The sequence below is a fragment of the Clostridium sp. AF35-15 genome (assembly GCF_003477745.1).
GTDB classification, from domain to species: domain Bacteria; phylum Bacillota; class Clostridia; order Lachnospirales; family Lachnospiraceae; genus Otoolea; species Otoolea fessa.
This window is the reverse complement of the sequence record NZ_QUDY01000004.1, coordinates 178,815-199,473: the sequence shown is the minus strand read 5'-3', so window position 1 is coordinate 199,473 and position 20,659 is coordinate 178,815. Positions and strand designations below refer to the sequence as shown.

The 20,659-nt window shown below is 45.8% G+C and carries 16 protein-coding genes; 13 read left to right on the top strand and 3 right to left on the bottom strand.

Annotated features, from left to right (window positions below):
- Positions 1-2: 2 nt before the first annotated feature.
- The 8 genes from DWZ76_RS06525 to DWZ76_RS06490 all read left to right on the top strand — a co-directional run bounded on the left by DWZ76_RS06525 (position 3) and on the right by DWZ76_RS06490 (position 9,897).
- Complete coding sequence (locus DWZ76_RS06525) at positions 3-2,081, top strand: hydantoinase/oxoprolinase family protein (RefSeq protein ID WP_118472212.1); 2,079 nt, start codon at positions 3-5, stop codon at positions 2,079-2,081.
- Between the two features lie 16 nt (positions 2,082-2,097).
- Positions 2,098-3,759: a hydantoinase B/oxoprolinase family protein gene (locus DWZ76_RS06520; protein WP_118472211.1), complete on the top strand. Its 1,662-nt coding sequence runs from the start codon at positions 2,098-2,100 to the stop codon at positions 3,757-3,759.
- A gap of 15 nt (positions 3,760-3,774) precedes the next feature.
- Positions 3,775-4,836, top strand: a complete 1,062-nt coding sequence (locus DWZ76_RS06515) for a TRAP transporter substrate-binding protein (protein ID WP_117796218.1) — start codon at positions 3,775-3,777, stop codon at positions 4,834-4,836.
- Complete coding sequence (locus DWZ76_RS06510) at positions 4,790-5,416, top strand: TRAP transporter small permease (RefSeq protein WP_117796217.1); 627 nt, start codon at positions 4,790-4,792, stop codon at positions 5,414-5,416. Before DWZ76_RS06515 ends, DWZ76_RS06510 begins: the two co-directional genes overlap by 47 nt.
- Complete coding sequence (locus DWZ76_RS06505) at positions 5,413-6,765, top strand: TRAP transporter large permease (RefSeq protein WP_117796216.1); 1,353 nt, start codon at positions 5,413-5,415, stop codon at positions 6,763-6,765. The genes DWZ76_RS06510 and DWZ76_RS06505 overlap by 4 nt, the downstream gene beginning before the upstream one ends.
- 692 nt (positions 6,766-7,457) lie before the next feature.
- Positions 7,458-8,291 carry a basic amino acid ABC transporter substrate-binding protein gene (locus DWZ76_RS06500; protein WP_117796215.1) on the top strand — a complete coding sequence of 278 codons (834 nt, stop codon included), beginning with the start codon at positions 7,458-7,460 and terminating at the stop codon, positions 8,289-8,291.
- Positions 8,292-8,465: 174 nt separating this feature from the next.
- Positions 8,466-9,155, top strand: coding sequence for an amino acid ABC transporter permease (locus DWZ76_RS06495; RefSeq protein WP_022360148.1), 690 nt, complete (start codon positions 8,466-8,468; stop codon positions 9,153-9,155).
- Positions 9,145-9,897 carry an amino acid ABC transporter ATP-binding protein gene (locus tag DWZ76_RS06490; RefSeq protein WP_118468269.1) on the top strand — a complete coding sequence of 251 codons (753 nt, stop codon included), beginning with the start codon at positions 9,145-9,147 and terminating at the stop codon, positions 9,895-9,897. The genes DWZ76_RS06495 and DWZ76_RS06490 overlap by 11 nt, the downstream gene beginning before the upstream one ends.
- Before the next feature lie 477 nt (positions 9,898-10,374).
- Here DWZ76_RS06490 and DWZ76_RS06485 read toward each other — a convergent pair whose 3' ends face one another.
- From DWZ76_RS06485 to DWZ76_RS06475, 3 genes are all read right to left on the bottom strand, one after another.
- Positions 10,375-11,274 carry a tyrosine-type recombinase/integrase gene (locus tag DWZ76_RS06485; RefSeq protein ID WP_118468267.1) on the bottom strand — a complete coding sequence of 300 codons (900 nt, stop codon included), beginning with the start codon at positions 11,272-11,274 and terminating at the stop codon, positions 10,375-10,377.
- 21 nt (positions 11,275-11,295) lie between these two features.
- Positions 11,296-12,243: a tyrosine-type recombinase/integrase gene (locus DWZ76_RS06480; protein ID WP_243017785.1), complete on the bottom strand. Its 948-nt coding sequence runs from the start codon at positions 12,241-12,243 to the stop codon at positions 11,296-11,298.
- Between the two features lie 202 nt (positions 12,244-12,445).
- Positions 12,446-12,946, bottom strand: coding sequence for a MarR family transcriptional regulator (locus DWZ76_RS06475; RefSeq protein WP_118472209.1), 501 nt, complete (start codon positions 12,944-12,946; stop codon positions 12,446-12,448).
- A gap of 260 nt (positions 12,947-13,206) precedes the next feature.
- On the opposite strand from DWZ76_RS06475, the gene ftsH reads away from it, so the two are divergent.
- The 5 genes from ftsH to DWZ76_RS06450 all read left to right on the top strand — a co-directional run bounded on the left by ftsH (position 13,207) and on the right by DWZ76_RS06450 (position 20,484).
- Positions 13,207-15,081 carry an ATP-dependent zinc metalloprotease FtsH gene (ftsH, locus tag DWZ76_RS06470; RefSeq protein ID WP_118293915.1) on the top strand — a complete coding sequence of 625 codons (1,875 nt, stop codon included), beginning with the start codon at positions 13,207-13,209 and terminating at the stop codon, positions 15,079-15,081.
- A 428-nt stretch (positions 15,082-15,509) separates the two neighbouring features.
- Positions 15,510-16,703 (top strand): BMP family ABC transporter substrate-binding protein, encoded by a 1,194-nt coding sequence (locus DWZ76_RS06465; protein ID WP_107000564.1) that lies wholly within the window; start codon positions 15,510-15,512, stop codon positions 16,701-16,703.
- Positions 16,704-16,895: 192 nt separating this feature from the next.
- The gene (locus tag DWZ76_RS06460) at positions 16,896-18,452 is read left to right on the top strand and encodes an ABC transporter ATP-binding protein (RefSeq protein WP_118472208.1); all 1,557 of its coding nucleotides are present in this window, start codon (positions 16,896-16,898) and stop codon (positions 18,450-18,452) included.
- Entirely contained in the window at positions 18,449-19,525 is a 1,077-nt protein-coding gene (locus DWZ76_RS06455) for an ABC transporter permease (RefSeq protein ID WP_118472207.1), read from the top strand. The genes DWZ76_RS06460 and DWZ76_RS06455 overlap by 4 nt, the downstream gene beginning before the upstream one ends.
- Positions 19,522-20,484, top strand: coding sequence for an ABC transporter permease (locus DWZ76_RS06450; protein ID WP_022360158.1), 963 nt, complete (start codon positions 19,522-19,524; stop codon positions 20,482-20,484). The genes DWZ76_RS06455 and DWZ76_RS06450 overlap by 4 nt, the downstream gene beginning before the upstream one ends.
- Positions 20,485-20,659: the final 175 nt, after the last annotated feature.

Below are 20,659 nucleotides of genomic sequence, written 5' to 3'. Positions count from 1 at the left end.
AAATGGCTAAATTGAAATTAGGTGTAGATGTAGGAGGAACGTTTACCGATGTAGTCGGAATAAATGAAGATGGTAAGGTGTATTTTGCAAAAACGCCTTCTACACCTGAAGATCAAAGTATAGGTGTTCTGAACGGAATTAGAGCACTTTTAGAAGAGTTGGGAGTAGCACCAGATTGTGTGACGGGTGTTGCACATGGAACGACAGTGGCTACAAATACACTTTTGGAACGAAACGGCGCTGTAACAGCATTAATAACAACAAAAGGATTTAGAGATGTTTTAGATATTGGTCGCCAGAGCAGACCAGAACTTTATGATTTACATGCTAGAAAACCAGCTTCATTAATTCCCCGATATCTTCGTCGGGAGGCAGACGAAAGAATGGATTATACGGGAACTGTATTGGTGCAGTTGGATATGGAGGAATTAAAGAAAACGATTCATGAATTAATGGAAGAGGGAGCGGAATCCATTGCAATCTGTTTTCTTCATTCTTATGCGAATGATGAAAATGAGAAAAAAGCGTTGGAAGTTATTCGTGAAATCGCACCAGATTTTCCAGTGTCTGTATCTAGTGAAATTTTGCCGGAGTTTCGTGAATTTGAACGAATGAATACAACCGTTATGAATGCATATGTTCAGCCAAGAATGCAGAAATATGTATCCCAGTTGCGTAGACGATTAGATGAAAATGGGATTAATTCTCCATTGACTATTATGCAATCTTCTGGAGGTATGATGACCGATCAGATTGCAGCTCAGAAGAGTGTGAATACGTTATTATCTGGTCCGGCTGGAGGTGTTTTGGCTGCCGAATTTCTTTCCAAGATTACGGATTATCATAATATTATTACTGGAGATCTTGGAGGAACGTCATTTGATGTAGGAATTGTGCAGAATGGTTCTATTGGTATCACAGGTGAAGGAGTGATTGAGGGATTTCCGGTAAAATTCCCACATATAGATATTACTACGATTGGAGCAGGAGGAGGCTCTATAGCATGGCTGGATGCTGGCGGAGCGCTTCGGGTTGGTCCTCGCAGTGCAGGAGCAGTACCGGGACCGGTTTGTTATAGCAAAGGAGGAACAGAACCAACAGTAACAGATGCTCATGCTGTGTTAGGTCGTGTGGGTGAAAAATTGCTAGGTGGAAAAATGCACCTGGATGTGGCGGCTGCACGGAAAGCGATAGAAGAAAAATTGGCCGTAAAATTAAATATGACAGTGGAGGAAGTAGCAGAGGGAATTCTTCGTGTAGCGAATTCCAACATGGTCAGAGCAATTAGAGTTATGACGGTAGAAAGAGGAATCGATCCGAGAAAGTTTGTGCTTCTGCCATATGGAGGAGCGGGAGCACTTCATGCGGTTGAACTGGCAAGAACTCTGGATATAGGAACAGTTGTTATTCCTATCGAACCTGGAAACTTTTCTGCTTTTGGATTATTAGTTGCACCAATTAGATATGATGAAGTATGCACGTATCATAAACATGAAAAAGATGTTTCTTTCGACCATATGGAAGAAAAATTTGAAAAATTAGAGGCTGAAGCAAGAAAAGAAATGGCTCGAGATGGCGTATCAGAGAGTAGCGTAAGTTTTGAGAGAAAAATAGATATCCGTTATTTTGGTCAGGCCTACGAATTAACGATTTCGGTACCCAATAGCCCGGTGAATCAGCTGGTTTGGGATAAGCTTGTGAATGATTTCAGTGATGCACATGAGCGTTCTTATGGATTTAAGAAGAATGATCCCATGGAGTTGGTTAGTTTGCGTCTTTCTGTAGTTGGGGAAATGGACAAAAGTAACTTGTATTCAAAAGGAGAAATTAGCAAGGAACTTCCAAAACCAGAAGAAATTCGAAAAGCTTATTTTATGGGAGAGTGGCTGGATACAGCCGTATATAAGCGAGATGCTTTAAAAGCAGGTAACAGCTTTATCGGTCCGGCAATCATAGAGGAAACAGGAGCTACGTCCGTAGTAGGGCCTGGCGATAAGGTGACAGTAGATGAGAGAATGAATTTGGTTGTGAAGATTGCAAATCGTGAGACTGGGAAGATGGAAGCATTAGAAGAGAACTAAAAGGAGGAATGAAAAGATGGATGCAATCACATTGGAAGTTATGCGAAATCGCTTTTTTGCAATTACAGAAGAGATGGGAGCAGCATTAATTCGGACAGCCTATTCCACAAATATTAAAGATAGAAGAGATTGTTCGTGTGCGTTATTTGATGTAAATGGAGAGACGATTGCACAGGCAGAGCATATATCTGTTCATTCAGGAGTGTTGCCTTGGGGAGTAAAGGGAGCTTTAAAGCATATTAACAAAAAAGAACTGAAACCTGGAGATGCTATCATGCACAATGATCCATTCATTGGTGGAACTCATTTGCCAGATATTATTATCTTTTCTCCGATCTTTTTTAAAGGAGAGCTAGTAGCTTTTGTAGGAAATCTGGCGCATCATGTAGATGTGGGAGGAAAGGTTCCGGGTTCGTTAACACCAGATGCAACGGAAATTTTCCATGAAGGGATTTGCTTCCCACCAGTAAAGATAAAAAAAGAAGGAAAAGTAGATCCTGAGATTTTTGCTATGTTTCGCTCTAATATCCGAACAAAATACGAAAGTAGTGGAGATTTGATGGCTCAGATTGCAGCAAATAATGTAGGAGAAAAGCGGTTTGAGGAATTATGTGATGAGATGGGCGTAGAAGTAGTTCTTGAGGCAATTGCAGAGTTAGAGAACTACTGTGACCGGCGAATGGGAGCAGAGTTAGAAAAACTTCCGAAAGGGACATTTGAATTTGAGGATTTCTTAGAGGGAGATGGAATTACTACAACAGAGCCATTAAAAATCAAGGTAACAATTACTACAGGAGGTCCACATATTAAAATTGATTTTACGGGAACATGCCCTCAGGTAAGAGGACCTTTGAATTGTGTTCGTCCGATGGCGTTGGCTTGCATTTATTATGTTGTTCGAGCAGTGACGGATCCCACGATTCCACCGAATTCTGGAACATATCGCCGCTTTGAGGTTATAACACCGGAAGGTTCCTTGGTAAATGCGGTATATCCAGCAGCTACCGGTTCTGGAAATTCTATTACGTGTCAGCGTTTGGTAGATGTACTGCTTGGTGCACTGGCTCAAGTGGTTCCAGAAAAAGTATGTGCGGCTGCTTGTGGATCTATGAATGGAATTCAGCTGGGTGGTTATAATCCAGAAACACATTCGTTCTTTGCTAATGGTGAAACTGTTGGAGGAGGATATGGTGGAATGTGCGATCAAGATGGAACCAGTGGAGTTAATACGCATATGACTAATACCAGAAATACACCAGTAGAAGTTCTTGAAAGAATCATGCCGGTTAAGGTAATACGATATGGTTTAGCTCCAAATTCTGAAGGACCTGGTAAGCACAGGGGTGGATTTGGAATTGAGCGAGTCCTGGAATTCCAGACAGATGAGGTGGACTGCTTTATTGCCTCTGATCGTGTTAATACGGCACCGTGGGGATTGAATGGTGGAAAAGCAGCATTAGGAGCTCGTTTTACAGTAAATAGAGCTGATGGAACGGAAGAACATTTGCCTTCGAAAGCAAGGGTGCGTTTTTATAAGAAAGATAGACTCTATATTCAGACAAGTGGCGGCGGAGGTTGGGGTAATCCGCTTGAGAGAGATAAAAAAGCATTAAAGTGTGATGTGAAAGATGGCTTGATCAGCCAGGAACGAGCAGAAAAAGAATATGGTGGATGTTGAAAAAGGAGGAGTACAATGAAAAAATTAATTGCAACGACAATGGCAGCAATGATGGCATTAACTATAGTTGGATGTGGAGGTAATAATACAGTTGCACTGCAGAGCGATAAAGCGGAAGAAACTACGAAAGCAGATTCAGATGCAACTCATCTTGTTTTGACAACATCAGCGTTAGATCCAGAGGTTGCCCCGGATTATAATCCCTGGGCTGATGGACTACTGAAATTTAAAGAAGAGGTGGAGAAAAATAGTAATGGCCGTTATGTAGTAGATATTTATTGGTATTCCAGTTATGCCAGCGATGCGGAATCCTTTCAGATGATTCAGGATGGGGAGACGGATTTTAACTTTGGTGCCGGAATGTCTAATGTAGATAAGAGATTTGCATGGCAAAGAATTCCATTTTTATTACCTGATTTAGACACAGTGAGGGAAAAGCTTGCTAATCCGAATGCAGAAGGATTTGCTATTAATACAAAGCTTTATGAAGAAAATGGAATTAAACTTTTGGCACAAAACAGTGGCTTACAGCGCCACATCTTTTCGACAGATAAATTGATTAAAGTGCCGAAGGATCTGGCGAATGAAACGTTTCGAACATATGAAGATGCTATTGTTAACGAATTTTATGGCGGTTTGGGAAATATCGCAATTATGCCATACGGAGAGTTATATACATCGCTGCAGAATGGTTTGATTACGGCTACGGATCAGCAGATACCTTCATATATTATTGAAAATTATTATGAAGTAGCACCATTTTATTCATATGTTGGAGCTCAGTGGACTTCGTATAGTTTGATGATGAATTTAGATAAGTTTAATCAGTATAGCGAAGAGGATCAAAAGATATTTGTAGATGCTGCCTGGGCGTGTTCAGAGGCTGAATATGAATCTTATAAAGATATGAAAGCAGACGCAGAAAAATTCTTTGATGAAAAAGGAATTACATATTATCAGCCAACAGATGAGGAATTGAATCAATGGAAAGAGTATGCGGCTTCTCTGTCGGATAAGTGGAGAGAACTGATTGGAGAAGAATTATACAATCAGGTATCTGAGCTGTTTAATTATTAATGGTATGGGGGATGCTGCAAGTGGATTGATATCTATGTTTGTAGTATCCCCTGCTTTTTTATTTACCGTTAAAGAGAGGAGGAACGTGGTGAAATTTTTAAAAAAATTAGATCATATAGTTGAATTTGTGGTTGGAAATTTAGCGGGTATTTTGTTGATTGTGATGATGATTATGGTTAATCTGACAATCTTCAGTCGTTGGGTATTTAATATTAATATGCACGGCTATGAGGAATTGCCAACAATTCTATTTATTGTATTTGTATGGCTTGGAGTAATACTGGTTGTGCGTGATGACAATATGCTAAAAGTCGATTTCTTCTTGAATCTGTGTAAGACGGAAAAGTCAAAAGAAGCACTTCATTTGTTTAGTTTGATTATTTCTACTATAATATGTGGATTATTTATGCCATTAACATTTAATTTAATGATGACACACATTGAACGTAATACGGTGTCTCCGGCTGTTGGATTTAGCATGTGGTGGGTATATGCTTCTGTATTTTTAGGAGCTTTGGGGATGATGGTTTATTATGTGGTGAATGTTTGTAAATCTATAAGGAGGTTACGCACATTATGATATTTGGAATAGCTGCAGTATTAATTTTACTCATGATTTTTTCCGGCGTTGCAGTTCCGTTAGCATTTTTGGGCGGCTCCTTTTTTGTGGCATATATGGGGCTTGGAAGTACAGGAACGTTTGCAACGAATGCGTTTTACATTTTGAACTCTATTTCTATGTTGGCGATTCCGCTTTTTATAGTAGGAGGTTCTTTGATTGAGCGAAGCGGAATTGCAAATGTGCTGATTCGGGTAGCGGATAAGATGCTACATAATGTAAAGGGAGGATTGACGGCCACAATTCCAGTAGTTTCCTGCTTTTTTGGAGCCCTTTGCGGTTCAGCATTGGCAACGGCTAATACACTGTCAACAGCTATGGTGCCAGAATTGGAAAAGAAAGGATATGATAAAGCATATTTAGCGGCATTAATTGCAGCTTCTAGTCCTTTTGGCTTTATGATTCCACCAAATGTAAATGCTATTATTTTTGCATCCGTGTCCTCGGCATCGGTTGGTGCTTTATTTATGGCTACGATTGTGCCGGGATTAATATGGGCAGGGCTCTATTTGATCATTAATCGGATTATTTATATAAAATATTATCATCCAGAATATGCGGGTAAAACAGTTGCATCCGTTTCTGCATGTACTGAAGATAATGAGCCTAAAGAAGAATCAGAAAAAAATGCGCGTGAGACTATAAGCCGGAATAGATTTTTTTTAGAGCTTGTTGTAGCAGTTTTAATGCCGGTAATTGTGTTAGGGGGTATCTATGGCGGCATTTTTACAGCGACAGAAGCAGGTGCAATTACCTGTTTATATGGAGCGATCATGGGAGTGGTAGTTTATAAAAAGCTTTCTCTGGTTCAATTGATGGGCGTTTTTTCTAAGGGAGTTAAGGATGTTTCGGCATTGGTTATAATGTTTCCAATGACTTTGATTTTCAGTCGTTTGATGACACTTAACCATATTCCCGAGTTGGTGGCAGAGTTAATGTTGGGAATTACCAATAATCGTATTGGTCTTATCCTGTTAATAGATCTTCTGCTGTTTTTTATAGGTTTTTTCTTGGATGGAAATGTTATTATTTTGACGCTGGTGCCGCTTCTTACACCGATTGCTACTGCATGTGGAATTGATACAATTCAGTTAGCAGTAATCGTTTTTGTTTCGATAGGTATTGGCTCAATTACACCGCCAATGGCTACTTGTCTGATGGCATGTTCCAGAGTTTGTGATGTTCCGATTCATAAACTTATTAAACCTATTCTTCCATTTTTGCTTTTTGGTGCATTACCTATTTTGCTGCTGGTATCGTTTGTTCCTGTCGTATCAACCTGGTTGCCGGGCTTGTTTTATAGTTTCTAGTCAACGCTATTATAACGAATGGATTGCTTTTATGCGTTTTTTTAGCTGAGGCGCTGAACTATCAAGGTGTTGTCAAGTGCTTGTTGAGTTATTGGTAGAAAAAAGGAAATTTTTTTCAAAGAAATTCTCTAAGTAAATGATATTGCCTGTGGAGAGAACGTGAAGTTTGAAAACAGGAAACACAGAAAAAACAAAAATTTGGATTATTGAAAAAAATATATATCCAGTCTTTGGCAGTTGAGTGAAAATAAAATCGCTGTAACCTTTGTATTTGCTGGGGTGCAGCGATTTTTGTTGCTGTTGCAGACTATAGTATTTTTTTCTTCCTTGTCCATTTTTGGAATTGTTCTCATTTTACTGTTCGTTATGAATTGATAATCCGTTCGGAAACCGGAAACATTCTTCGAGATGTCATCTGCTTTCATTTACTTTCAAAATTTCACTAACCTGATTATGCAACTATTAAACTCCCGTGCCAAGAATTAACAACAAGATCTGTCCGTAACTGGAACCGTACAAATTGGAAAAGAATGCATAATCATACAAAACCCTGTAAAAAACAGGAATTCAGGCTTGATTATTTATAAAAATGCGGTATAATGTATTCCTAGATACAGTAATAAAAGTAAGAATATTCGTATTTACTGCATAAAAATACAAAAGCAGCGAATAGAAATGAGGAGGAATTTATTATGAAAAAGAAATTAGCAGCAATCGCTATGGCAACTGCTATGGCAGCATCGTTAGCAGCATGCTCTTCCAAACCGGCAGAGACAACCGCAGCCGCAGAGGAGAATGAGGAGACAACCGCAGAGGCAGCAGAGGGCAGCGAGGCAGCAGAGGCTGGCGACAGCGCATTTGCAGGAAAGACTCTGGTTATGTCCACCAACGCTGAGTTCGCACCGTATGAGTACCACGATGGAAATGATATCGTAGGTATCGACGTAGATATTGCAAACGCTATCTGCGAGGATATGGGAGCATCTCTGGAAATCACCGACGTAGCATTCGATTCTATCATCCCGGAGGTTCAGTCTGGCAAAGCTGATTTCGCAGCAGCAGGCATGACTGTTACCGAGGATCGTCAGACCCAGGTGGATTTCTCTGACACTTACGCAATCGGCGTTCAGTCTGTTATCGTAACAGAGGACAGCGACATCGCATCCCTGGATGATTTAAAGGGCAAGCAGATCGGCGTTCAGCAGGGTACCACCGGCGACCTGTACTCCACCGATGATTTCGGCGAGGAGAGCGTACAGAGATTTTCCAAGGGCGCCGATGCAGTACAGGCGCTGTCCACTGGCAAGATCGATGCAGTTATCATTGACAACAAACCGGCACAGGTATTTGTAGACGAGAATGAAGGCTTAAAGCTTCTGGAAACACCGTATGCAGAAGAAGAGTACGCAATCGCAGTTAAGAAGGGCAATACAGAGCTTCTGGACGCTATCAACGCATCCATCGCAAACCTGAAAGAGTCTGGAAAACTGGACGAGATCGTTGAAAAATACATTACCGCTGAGTAATATAAAAGAGAATTGAAATGAATCGTCAGATGGATGGATTCAGGTGATCCGGAAAACACCCAGAGTGCTTCCGGTATCTGACGGAACGGAAAAAGGTTGCTGCAGAATGGCGAAAACACGGTTCGGCGGCAGCCCTTTTTCAAGTCTATATCACCTTACAAGGAGGAAAACAGATTGGAGAAACTCAAGCAGGCCTTATATTTAAACCTGATCAAGGATGACAGGTGGCAGTATCTGACAGGGGGCCTGAAAAATACCCTGATCATCACGTTATTTGCGACCCTGATCGGCATTGCCCTTGGTCTGCTGATTGCGATTGTTCGTGCAACTCACGACAAAACTGGAAAAATGAAATTTTTAAATGGTGTCTGCCAGGTATATCTGACGGTCATCCGGGGAACGCCGGTTGTCATCCAGCTGATGATTTTCTACTACTGTATTTTTGTATCGCGTGTATTTGCTGGCGTCTTTGTCGGTGTGATCGCGTTTGGTCTTAACTCGGCAGCGTATGTAGCGGAGATCTTCCGTTCCGGTATCATGTCGATCGACGAGGGACAGATGGAGGCAGGTCGAAGCCTTGGTTTTAACTATGTGCAGACGATGCGCTATATCATTATGCCGCAGGCATTTAAAAACGTACTTCCGGCACTTTGCAATGAGTTTGTTGTTCTTCTGAAAGAGACTTCGGTAGCCGGTTACGTGGCGGTGCAGGATCTGACGAAGGGCGGCGATATCATCCGTTCCAGAACGTATGACGCGTGGACACCGCTTCTGATAGTGGCTGCTGTTTATCTGGCGCTGACGATGATCTTCAACCACTTTGCACAGAATCTGGAAAGGAGCCTGAGAAAGAATGAACGATAAAGTACAAAACGGAGAAGTGATAATTGACATCAAGGATCTTTCCAAGGCATTCGGTGATTTAAAGGTCCTGACTAATATTTCTACCCAGATACGCAAGGGGGATGTTGTCTGTGTGATCGGACCATCCGGTTCCGGTAAATCCACATTTCTGCGCTGCATGAACCTGCTGGAAACCCCGACCGGCGGACACATCTATTTTGAGGGAACGGATATCACGGATCCGAAGACAAGCATTGATAAACTTCGTCAGAAAATGGGAATGGTATTCCAGCAGTTCAACCTGTTCCCGCACATGACGATTCTTGATAATATGACGCTGGCACCGATGAAACTGCTCGGACGCCCAAAGGACGAGGCAGAGACGGAGGCACTGAAGCTTCTGGAACGCGTCGGATTAAAGGAAAAAGCATCCGCCTATCCGGGACAGCTCTCTGGCGGTCAGAAACAGCGTGTGGCGATCGTCCGCGCCCTGGCGATGCATCCGGATGTGATGCTCTTTGACGAGCCAACCTCCGCGCTTGACCCGGAGATGGTAGGTGAGGTATTAAATGTAATGCGCCAGCTTGCCGAGGAGCACATGACGATGGTCGTGGTTACCCATGAGATGGGCTTCGCCCGCGAGGTGGCAACCCGCGTCATGTTCATGGAGGGCGGCAACTTCATCGAAGAAAACGAACCGAAGGAGTTTTTCGAGCATCCAAAGAGCGAAAGATTGAAGGCATTTTTGAGTAAGGTGCTGTAAGGAAATTTAATATTAGGAAAAGTCCGGTAGGGAGAGAATGTCATAGCACATTTTCTTTCTGCCGGGCTTTTTTTATGCCTGTAATATCTTTATGCGTTTTCTATTATCCATCTGGTTCTTCTAACTTCCGTTTTGAAAAATGTTTATTTGGAAAGAAAAGTTGTTAAAAAAATTGCAAATATATAAAACCAAATGAAATCTCCCATCGTCTTATTAGTAGAACAGCAGAAAAGGAGGAAGATTCTGAAAAGAAGGCGGAACAGAATGTTGAGACAAAGCTGGACAGTGGGAAGCAGGAGAAAAAAGAGAATGCGGTAGAACGGTCGGGTGAAAACATTAGAACCGATAGCGCTGAGGAAGCACTTCCATATGAGCTCGTGATTGTGGAGGCAGAGAAAAAATAAATCTATAATAAAGGGGAAAGAATTGTGGAAAATGGCAGTTCTTTCCCCTTTTATGGTTTTCACACGCCTGTGCCTACCACGTCACCACCCGGTCAATCACTGTCTGCTGTTCCTGACTCGATTTCATCAGGTAAATCCGGGTTGTCTCGATGCTGTCGTGTCCTAACAGATCCGCCAGCAGGGAAATGTCATTGAACCGTTTCAAAAAATTGATGGCGTAGCGGTGCCGGAAAGAATGCGGGTACATTGTTGCCGGATTGATGCGGTAGCGCTTTGCGATGTTTTTTAACTGCATCTCGATGGCGCGTGCGGAGATGCAGGTGCGGCGGCGGGTCAGGAAGAGAAAGCCGCTGTCGATGCCGCGGGAGGCAAAGTAGGGGATTGCTTCCCCGCAGAGGGAGCGGGGGAAGAACAATCGCCGTATCTTGCCGCCTTTGGAGTAGAGATCGAGATAGCCAAGCTGCAGATCCTCCATTTTGATCTGGCGCAGTTCACTGACGCGCGCGCCGGTGGAGGCGAGAAAACGCACGATGAAATACCAGAAGTAATTTTCATCCTTTTTTAGCCGCCGTTTGAGCCGGTCATAATCTTTCTGGGAGATCACTGTATCAAGGTAGGTGTGCTTCTGCTCCCGGATGGGGCGCAGGCGGTAGTGACCCGTGGGAGTGATGCGGAGTGAATCTGTGGGGGCGGATATGGGGGATTGAAAATTCGCCTTTTCATTATCCAACAATCCTCTGTTTTGCATAAAATCCAGAAACCGGTTCATCCCCAGAATCCGCGTATTCACTGTCGATGGCTTATAACATTCCAGCAGCCAGCGCCGGTACGACTGCAGGTGCTCGACTGAAAGGCTGTTATAATGCGAAAAAAACAGCCGGACGGAACAGCTGTAGACCCGGATGGTGATGGCGGCGTGCCCCTGTTTTTCAAGGTAAATGCCAAAGTCGGAAATAAGTGTTTCAAAATTCATATGTGCTTCATTTCCTCCTCTCTACCAGGTGACTACCCGGTTGACAATCTCATACTGCTCGCTGCTGGAACGACGCAGGTAAATCCGGGTTGTTTCGAGATTTTTGTGTCCAAGCAGATCGGAGAGCAGGGAAATATCGCCGCATTTTTCGATAAAACTCTTGGCAAACCGGTGGCGGAATGCATGCGGATGTACCATTTCCGGTGTCATGTGGTAGGAGAGGGCGATGGTTTTGAGCTGGCTGCGGATGCCGCCTGGAGAGATGGGGGAATCGAAGCGGTTGAGGAAGATGGGACCGTGGGATTTGTGGAGAAAGGAAAGCCATTTGAGGGTATCGGTTCGGAGTGACTGTGGGATGTAGATGCGCCGGACTTTATTTCCTTTGGAATAGATGTCCTTATAGCCGGAGAAAATATCTTCTGCCTGGAACTGAATCACCTCGCTGACCCGGACGCCGGTTGCCGCCATGAAACGGATGAGAAAATAGTAAGTGTACCGTTCATCCCGAAGCAGGCAGCGTTTCAGGTATTCATAATCCGCCTCGCTGATCATGTGATCCAGATATGTTTTCTGCTGGATTTTTACCATGGGAAGATGCCCGGGATAGAGCTTTTTAAAATCCAGGTAGGCATTCAAAGCCCGGATCCGCTGGTTGATGGTCTGCGGCTTGTAGTGCTCGAGCAGAAAGATTTTGTATAGCTTTAAATTGGGGTAAGTAATGTCACGGTAATAGGTAAAATACTGCCGTACAGCATAAGTGTAAGCGCGGAGTGTCTCATCGGCAAGGTTGCGCGTGAGCAGGTAGCGGGCAAATTCGTCCGCGGCCTTTTGGGCTCTTGCAGGTGCGGCAGCACGCGTTTGACCGGAAAGGCGTGGAATGGCAGCAGAAGTTTGCCTGGATGAGAGGGGGAGAGTGTGTTTGCTATGAGCAGCGTGTGGAAAAATATGATTTTCTATCATTTGTGGCATAATATGTAGGAACCTTCTTTCTGTATCATTGAGAAACGTCCATTGGCACAGAAAGAAAACTCTGCCGAGGCGTGGAACACACCGGAACGGATGAAAGGATGAAATGGCAGAGAAATCAATCCGGAATGCTGCTGGACGTTACAAAAGTCAATTATACAGGATTTAAAAGAAAGCGGAGAAAAAAGTGTCTCCGGTGTCTTTATCATACGGATACATTCTTTACAGGTTCATCGGTTTCACAGTTGAATTTCTTCATTAATTCCATCAGGCGGCACAGGCACTCGTCCATCGATGCCAGTTCTTCCGGGGTGTAAGCGCGCAGCCCAAACAGGGTGGAAGACAGCATTTCCTGCTTCATCTGGTTCATCATCTCACGACCGGAATCGCAGATGCGGATGTAGACGCGGCGGCGGTTGGCTGTATCGTGGATCCGCTCGACCAGACCGCGTTCCTCAAGAACCTTGATCATATGGGAGAGCTGCTGCTTTGTGATACTCAGCTTGTCCGCCAGCTCAGACATGGTATAGTCTTGATCTGCCCAGCTGTCGAGCGCGATCAGGGCAAAAAATGGAAGCGAGTTGACTTTCATATCATGGCTTGGCTGGTAGTGGCATTTCGCCAGGGAGAGAAAGCCGAGTGCAAACTCCAGGAAGTGAATACCGGTTTTTTTTAAAAGATTTGAATTTTTTTTGCCTGGATTCATAGGGAAACCTCCAAATTTAAATATCAAAGTAATAAAATGCGGTCCATTTCACAAACATAAATTGCAAACAAGGAAACATCAATTTACTTGTACTCTAGCACATCCAGACAAAAAGGTCAACAAATATAAAAAGTAAATAAATATTTACTATTGTGGATTGACAAATAACAAAGAATGCGGTATATGTTAATGTATCACGAAACGATGTGACAGAAACACAGAAACCATCTGTCACAGACTCACAATAAGGAGAACAATCTATGGTAGAGAATACGAACGGAGGCGGAAAGCAGCCGCCCAGAAAATCATTTCTATATTATTATGGACTGGTAATGCTGGTTGTCATGCTGTTAAACATTTTCCTCTTCCCATCCATGATGGATCGGACGCAGGAAGTGCGGTTTGACCAGTTCAGTGAACAGCTGAAAGAGAATAATGTCGATGAGGTGTATGTGACGACGAACAATGAGATCGTCTATACGCTGAAAAATGACGATAAAAACAAGACCTGGAATGTCACCTACAAAACCGGCGAGATTCCAGGTGTCAACCTGTATGACCTGCTGGATGGTAAGGACGTGAAATACAGTGCGGAGATCAATACACAGGCTTCTCCGCTTCTCAATTTTCTGCTGACCTGGATTCTGCCGCTGATTCTTTTTATCGGAATCGGACAGCTGATGGGGCGTTCGCTGATGAAGAAGATGGGCGGCGCCGGAAATGCGATGACATTCGGCAAGTCCAATGCAAAGATTTATGCAGAATCCGAGACGGGTATCACATTTGCAGATGTGGCTGGCGAGGAAGAGGCGAAGGATGCATTAAAAGAGATTGTCGATTTCCTGCATAAGCCGGAAAAATATTCGGAGATCGGTGCGGTGCTGCCGAAGGGCGCCCTGTTAGTCGGACCTCCAGGAACCGGTAAAACGATGCTGGCGAAGGCTGTTGCCGGGGAAGCACACGTTCCGTTCTTCTCGATCTCCGGTTCGGAATTTGTTGAGATGTTTGTCGGCATGGGTGCGGCGAAGGTGCGTGATTTATTTAAACAGGCCAATGAAAAAGCGCCGTGTATCGTATTTATCGACGAGATCGATACGATTGGTAAGAAGCGTGACGGCGCCGGCATGGGCGGCAATGACGAGCGCGAGCAGACGCTGAACCAGCTTCTGACTGAGATGGATGGTTTTGACGGCAAGAAGGGTGTTGTCATTCTGGCGGCGACCAACCGTCCGGAATCCCTCGATCCGGCGCTGCTTCGTCCGGGACGTTTTGACCGCCGGATTCCGGTAGAGCTGCCGGATCTGAAAGGCCGTGAGGCAATTCTGAAAGTCCATGGCAAAAAAGTTAAAGTGGATGAGAGTGTGGATTACAATGAGATCGCCCGTGCTACCAACGGTGCGAGCGGCGCGGAGCTGGCAAACATTGTCAATGAGGCGGCGCTGCGGGCAGTCCGGATGGGACGAAAGACCGTGTCCCAGCAGGATCTGGAAGAGAGTGTCGAGACGGTTATTGCCGGATATCAGAAGAAGGATGCCGGTGTTTCCGGGGATGAGAAGAAGATTGTCTCCTACCATGAGATCGGTCATGCGCTGGTAGCGGCGCTGCAGACGCACTCGGCTCCGGTCCACAAGATCACGATTGTGCCGCGAACCTCCGGGGCACTCGGATATACGATGCAGGTGGAGGCGGATCAGCGCTTCCTGATGAGCAGGGAAGAGGCGTTCAACAAGATCGTGACACTGACCGGCGGCCGTGCGGCGGAGGAGCTGATCTTCCATTCTATCACGACTGGGGCTTCGAATGATATCGAACAGGCAACCAAGATTGCCCGTGCGATGGTGACGCGTTACGGCATGAGTGACCATTTCGGCATGGTAGCGCTCGAGACGGTCAACAACGCCTACTTAGGCGGCGATACTTCCCTAGCTTGTTCGGCAGAGACGGCGGCGAGGGTCGATGAGGAAGTGATTGCGCTGGTAAAGAGCGCGTATGAGAAAGCGAAAGCTATTCTTTCCGGGCATGAGGATAAGCTTCATGAGCTGGCAGACTATCTTCTGGATAAGGAGACGATCACCGGTGAGGAGTTTATGAAGATTCTGGAAGAGAAGAAAGAGGATGGCGAGGCAGAGGCTTAAAACAGAGCCGTGTATTATAAGGTGGACGGTTACGTGTTTGCCGAAGTTATAAGAGAAATCAGTTACAGTGAGCTGAGCAGGTATCAGGCATTTTGAAAGGAAATGTCTGGTGCCTGTTTTTGTGTTATCTGCGTCGAAAAAAGATGCTGGCAGCTGATTCCTCCGGTGTTCCCTTCCTGCATATCGGGGGATTACAGGAGGAAAACAGAAATAAGTAAAACTTATGAAAAGAAATTAATAAATATCACAGTAAAAATCAGGCAAATTCCTTGAAAATCGTCTGTAAATATGCAATAATATCTCCTGTATCGATCCAAATTTTCGGGAATGCGGTTTTATTTTCGGATTTCAGGTTCCGCGAGGGAATTCTGACAAACGATGAGAAAGGGAAAGAACCGCATTCGCAGGCATTCTTAGGAGGAAATGTTATGAGAAAAGTAGTAAGCGTGTTACTGAGCGCTGCCATGGCGCTGTCCCTGTGTGCAGGCTGTTCTTCTTCGTCTTCTGATACAGCAGATACGAAGGCAGCGGAGGAAAAGGGAGCTGACGCGGCAGACACAGAAGCAGGCGAGGCAGCAGAGGGCGTGATGCCGGCAGTTGCTAAAGAGGATCTGAAGGTCGGAGTGATTCATATTGGAAATCCGGCGGATGGTTCCGGTTACAGCTATACGCATGATCAGGGTATCGTAGCGATGCAGAAAGCCGTTGGTCTGGAGGATGATCAGATTATCCGCAAGAACAACGTAGCGGACGATGATCAGACTGCCATCGAGACAGCAATGCGCGAGTGTGTCGAGGAAGGATGCCAGATTATCTTCGCGACAAGCTGGGGCTACATGGATGCATGCGAGGCACTGGCAGAAGAATATCCGGACGTTATCTTCTCCCATGCAACCGGCTACAAATCCAACGGTGTGAACTTTAACAATTATTTTGGACGGATTTATCAGTCCCGTTACCTCACTGGTATCGCGGCTGGTTTAAAGACAGAGAGCAATAAGATCGGTTATGTCGGCGCCTGGGGCAAGGACAATGCCGAGGTTACCGGCGGATGTGACGCATTTGCAATGGGTGTATATTCTGTAAACCCGGATGCAACCGTTTACATCAAGACCACCAACAGCTGGTACGATCCGGAAGGTGAGAAACAGGCAGCCGTAGCCCTGATCAACGAGGGCTGTGATGTCATTGGACAGCACTGCGATACACCGAACCCGCAGCTGGCAGCTGAGGAAGCTGGCGTATTTGGTGTTGGTTACAACTCTGATATGAGCAAGGATGCTCCGAAGGCAGTTCTGACCTCCACCGTTTGGAACTGGGGCGCTTACTATACCAAAGCTGTACAGGATCTGATTGATGGTACATGGACAGGCGAGAACTACTTCGGCGGTCTGGAGGAAGGTCTGGTAGACATTTCCCCGTTATCTGACCTGTGCGTAGATGGTACGCAGGAGAAGATCGATGAGGCACGTGCGAAGATCGAGTCTGGCGACTGGGATGTATTTGATGGCGTGATCGAGTGCAACGACGGAACCACCGTTGGCACCGAGGGCGAGCATATGTCCGATGCAGATATCACAGGCAATATCCACTGGTATTTCAAGAACATCGTAGAGAAATAATCACGGAATTGTATACCTGGAAGCGATGCTGAAGCAGGTTCGGAAACGCTTCCGGGTGTTGCAGATTCCAAGAGTATATAACAGATAAAAGGAGGCAGCTTCAAATGGATCCACTTTCATTTGCGGCACCTCTTTTTTCTTTTTTAGAAAATTGATTAAAAAATTGGTTAAATATTCATTTGAGGTGACGATATGACAGAACAGTATGCCATTGAGTGTAGGCAGATCACGAAAGCATTCGGAAGCGTCGTGGCGAACGATAAGATTGATCTGACCGTCCGGTACGGCGAGATTATGGCACTTTTGGGAGAAAATGGTTCCGGTAAGACAACGCTCATGAACATGCTTTCCGGTATCTACCACCCAGATGCCGGTTCGATTCTGGTTGGAGGAAAAGAAGTCTCCATAAATTCGCCGGTAGATTCGAGAAATTTAGGAATAGGTATGATTCATCAGCATTTCAAACTGGTGGATGTGTTCAGTGCGATGGATAATATCGTGCTGGGAACCAAGGGAAAACGGCTGGGAAGAAAGGCGTTGCGGGAAAAAATTGAAGCGCTTGGACAGTCATTTGGACTTGAAATTGAACCGGAGAAAAAGGTCTACGACATGTCGGTCAGCGAGAAGCAGACGGTCGAGATCCTGAAGGTATTATATAGAGGCGCCCAGATCCTGATTCTGGACGAGCCAACGGCAGTCCTGACGCCGCAGGAGACGGAGCGGCTGTTTAAAATCCTGCGCCGGATGCGGGAACAGGGCTGTGCGATTATTATTATTACCCATAAATTAAATGAGGTTCTTTCTATCAGTGACCGTGTCACGATTCTGCGAAAAGGAAAGAGCATCGAGACGGTGGAAACTGCCGGATGTGATGAGAAGAAACTTACGGAGCTTATGGTTGGACGACCAATCAGCCTGAATATCGAGCGCCCGGAGCTGGAGAAGAGAGAGACTATTTTGAAGATTGTCGATCTGACCGTCGATAAGAGTGACGGCGGCGTGGCGCTGGATGATATTTCTTTTGAGATTAAAACAGGCGAGATTCTGGGCGTTGCCGGTGTTGCCGGAAGCGGCCAGAAAGAACTCTGCGAGACGCTGACTGGGTTGATGGACGCGAAAAAGGGCGCTATTTTGTACCGTAAGGAAAATATCATCGGTAAGACTCCGGCGGAGATCATCCGCCTCGGAATCAGCATGAGTTTCGTGCCGGAGGATCGTCTCGGCATGGGACTGGTTGCTTCAATGGGTATGGTTGATAATATGCTGCTCAAGTCCTATTCGGAAGGGAAAGGATTGTTTGTAGACCGGAAACCGGCGAGGGAGATGGCAGAACGCCTGATCGGAGAACTGGGAATCGTGACGCCGGGCGTTGATACGCCGGTGCGTATGATGTCGGGGGGAAATGTCCAGAAGGTACTTTTGGGACGTGAGATTGAGTCGAGCCCGCAGGTGCTGATCACGGCTTACCCGGTGCGAGGGCTTGATATTAATTCTTCCTATCTGATTTACGACCTCCTGAATCAGCAGAAGAAAAAGGGCGTGGCGGTTGTCTATATCGGTGAGGATCTGGATGTGCTTCTGGAGCTTTCAGACCGGATCATGGTACTCTGCCATGGAAAGATCACGGGTATCGTGGATGCGAAGAAGCTCACGAAAGAACAGCTGGGACTGATGATGACCGGTACCGAGGCGGGCGAGCTGGGGCTGGATAAGAGTATGGCATCCGAAAAGAAGGAGGAACAGGCATGAAAGAACCGTGGATCCGCGTTGTAAAAAAGGCGGAACTTGGAAAAAGAGAAACATTGATCCTCCGTCTGGAGGCGATCGTGCTGGCTCTGGTGGCAGGCGGATTCTTTATCCTGCTGATTGGGCAGAATCCATTTGTCATTTATCAGACGATTGTAACCGGAGCGCTGCGAAGCGAGATGGCGATACAGGCGACGGTCAAAATCATGATTCCACTTTTGATTGCGTCGCTGGGCGTGACGCTGGCATTTAAAATGAAATTCTGGAACATCGGAGCCGAGGGACAGATCATTATGGGCGGTATTTTTGCCTCGTATTTTGCACTGTTCCATGCGAACTGGAATCACTGGCTGCTGGTGATCGTGATGTTTTTGGCAGGCGCGATCGGCGGAGGTCTGTGGGGACTCATTCCGGCGTGGTTTAAGACCCGGTATGATACGAACGAGACGCTGTTTACGCTGATGTTAAACTATATCGCGCTGAATGTCATCGTATTTTTGAGAGAGGGCGCATGGCGTGACCCAGGTTCCCAGGGATATGCGAAGATTGCCCGTTTCAATAAGAATGCGGCGCTCGATAAGGTGTTCGGCATCCAGTTCGGCTGGGTGATTGCGCTGATTCTTGTGGTAGTGATAGCGGTTTACTTAAATCGTTCCAAGCAGGGATATGAGATCAGCGTTGTGGGAGAGAGCCAGGAGACAGCCCGCTATGCCGGCATGAATGTAAAAAAAGTGGTTCTGCGGACGATGTTTCTGTCTGGCGCTGTCTGCGGCATCGGCGGCATGGTGCAGGCGACCGGTTCGGATGTCACGCTGACGACGGCAGTTGCCGGAGGGGTCGGATTTACGGCGATCATCGTGGCATGGCTGGCACAGTTGAATCCGCCGGTGATTCTGCTGGTTACCTTTTTGTTCAGCGTGCTGGAAAAAGGAAGCAGCGTAGTTCAGTCTTCATTCGGATTGTCCTCGGACTGCGCGGATGTGCTGCAGGGAATCATCCTGTTCTTCATTCTGGGATGTGAACTGTTTATACGGTATCAATTTGTATTTCACGGAAAAGGAGGTACACGCGCATGAGCAGCGAGATCGTAATTAAATTTCTGGTGGCGGCTGTATTGGCGGGTACGCCTTTCCTGTTTGGCACGGTTGGCGAAATTTTGAGTGAGAAGGTCGGACACCTGAATCTGGGCGTCGAGGGCATGATGTCGATTGGCGCGTGCGCCGGATTCATGGTCGGCTATCAGACGGATAACTTTGTTGCGGCGCTGTTAGCTGCGGCGGTGGCTGGAATGCTGTCGGCATTGATTTACGGTGTTTTGACTGTCACATTTATGGCAAATCAGAACGTAACGGGATTGACCCTGACGATTTTCGGCGTCGGATTAGCCAATTTTATCGGCGTCTTTATGCTGGAAAAATCAGAGAACGGCACCCTGAAACTTCCGGATGCGGTGACGGCACAGATGCGTAACATCCACATCCCGGGACTCAGTGATCTGCCGGTGGTCGGAGAATTATTATTTTCCTATAACCCGTTCGTTTATCTTGGAATCATCATCGCGATTGTGGCGAGTTTCTACTTATATAAAACACAGGTTGGTTTAAATGTGCAGGCGATCGGAGAAAATCCGGGCGCAGCAGATGCGGCAGGTATCGAAGTTACAAAGTGGAGATACATTAATATCCTGCTATCCGGTGCGATCTGCGGTATCGGCGGCGCATATTGCTCGATGATCATCAACGGCGGCGTGTGGCTGCGCGACAGCGTCGGCGGTCTTGGCTGGATTTCCGTTGCCCTCGTTATCTTCGCGGCGTGGAAGCCGATCAATGTTATTTACGGTTCCTTTATTTTCGGGGCTCTGCGCGTGCTGAAATACTATGTGCCGAAAAACACGTATGCGATTCCAACGGCATTTTTCGATGCCCTTCCGTTCATTATCACCGCATTGGTGCTGGTGATCGCGTCGATGCGTAAGAATAAAGGGGCACATATCCCGGCGCATCTGGGCGAGAATTATTTCCGGGAGGAACGGTAGGAAAATGAAGGGGAACTTATAGGATTTGTGGGAGGGCTGCAAAAAGTAGTCACATGAAATAATAAGGGAAGCCCTTGATAGGTGATGTCAGATGGCGGCTTGAGATGATAGGACGACATCAGAAATGATATAGAAATAATAGAAAAGACGGTTGTTTGTCAAAGATTTTAAAGGG

Coding starts and splice junctions, on each gene's coding strand:
- DWZ76_RS06505 (WP_117796216.1), top strand. CDS start 5,413: ATGATATTTGGAATAGCTGCAGTATTAATTTTACTCATGATTTTTTCC.
- DWZ76_RS06520 (WP_118472211.1), top strand. CDS start 2,098: ATGGATGCAATCACATTGGAAGTTATGCGAAATCGCTTTTTTGCAATT.
- DWZ76_RS06485 (WP_118468267.1), bottom strand. CDS start 11,274: ATGAATTTTGAAACACTTATTTCCGACTTTGGCATTTACCTTGAAAAA.
- DWZ76_RS06525 (WP_118472212.1), top strand. CDS start 3: ATGGCTAAATTGAAATTAGGTGTAGATGTAGGAGGAACGTTTACCGAT.
- DWZ76_RS06475 (WP_118472209.1), bottom strand. CDS start 12,946: ATGAATCCAGGCAAAAAAAATTCAAATCTTTTAAAAAAAACCGGTATT.
- DWZ76_RS06490 (WP_118468269.1), top strand. CDS start 9,145: ATGAACGATAAAGTACAAAACGGAGAAGTGATAATTGACATCAAGGAT.
- DWZ76_RS06465 (WP_107000564.1), top strand. CDS start 15,510: ATGAGAAAAGTAGTAAGCGTGTTACTGAGCGCTGCCATGGCGCTGTCC.
- DWZ76_RS06450 (WP_022360158.1), top strand. CDS start 19,522: ATGAGCAGCGAGATCGTAATTAAATTTCTGGTGGCGGCTGTATTGGCG.
- DWZ76_RS06480 (WP_243017785.1), bottom strand. CDS start 12,243: ATGCCACAAATGATAGAAAATCATATTTTTCCACACGCTGCTCATAGC.
- DWZ76_RS06515 (WP_117796218.1), top strand. CDS start 3,775: ATGAAAAAATTAATTGCAACGACAATGGCAGCAATGATGGCATTAACT.
- DWZ76_RS06455 (WP_118472207.1), top strand. CDS start 18,449: ATGAAAGAACCGTGGATCCGCGTTGTAAAAAAGGCGGAACTTGGAAAA.
- ftsH (WP_118293915.1), top strand. CDS start 13,207: ATGGTAGAGAATACGAACGGAGGCGGAAAGCAGCCGCCCAGAAAATCA.
- DWZ76_RS06500 (WP_117796215.1), top strand. CDS start 7,458: ATGAAAAAGAAATTAGCAGCAATCGCTATGGCAACTGCTATGGCAGCA.
- DWZ76_RS06460 (WP_118472208.1), top strand. CDS start 16,896: ATGACAGAACAGTATGCCATTGAGTGTAGGCAGATCACGAAAGCATTC.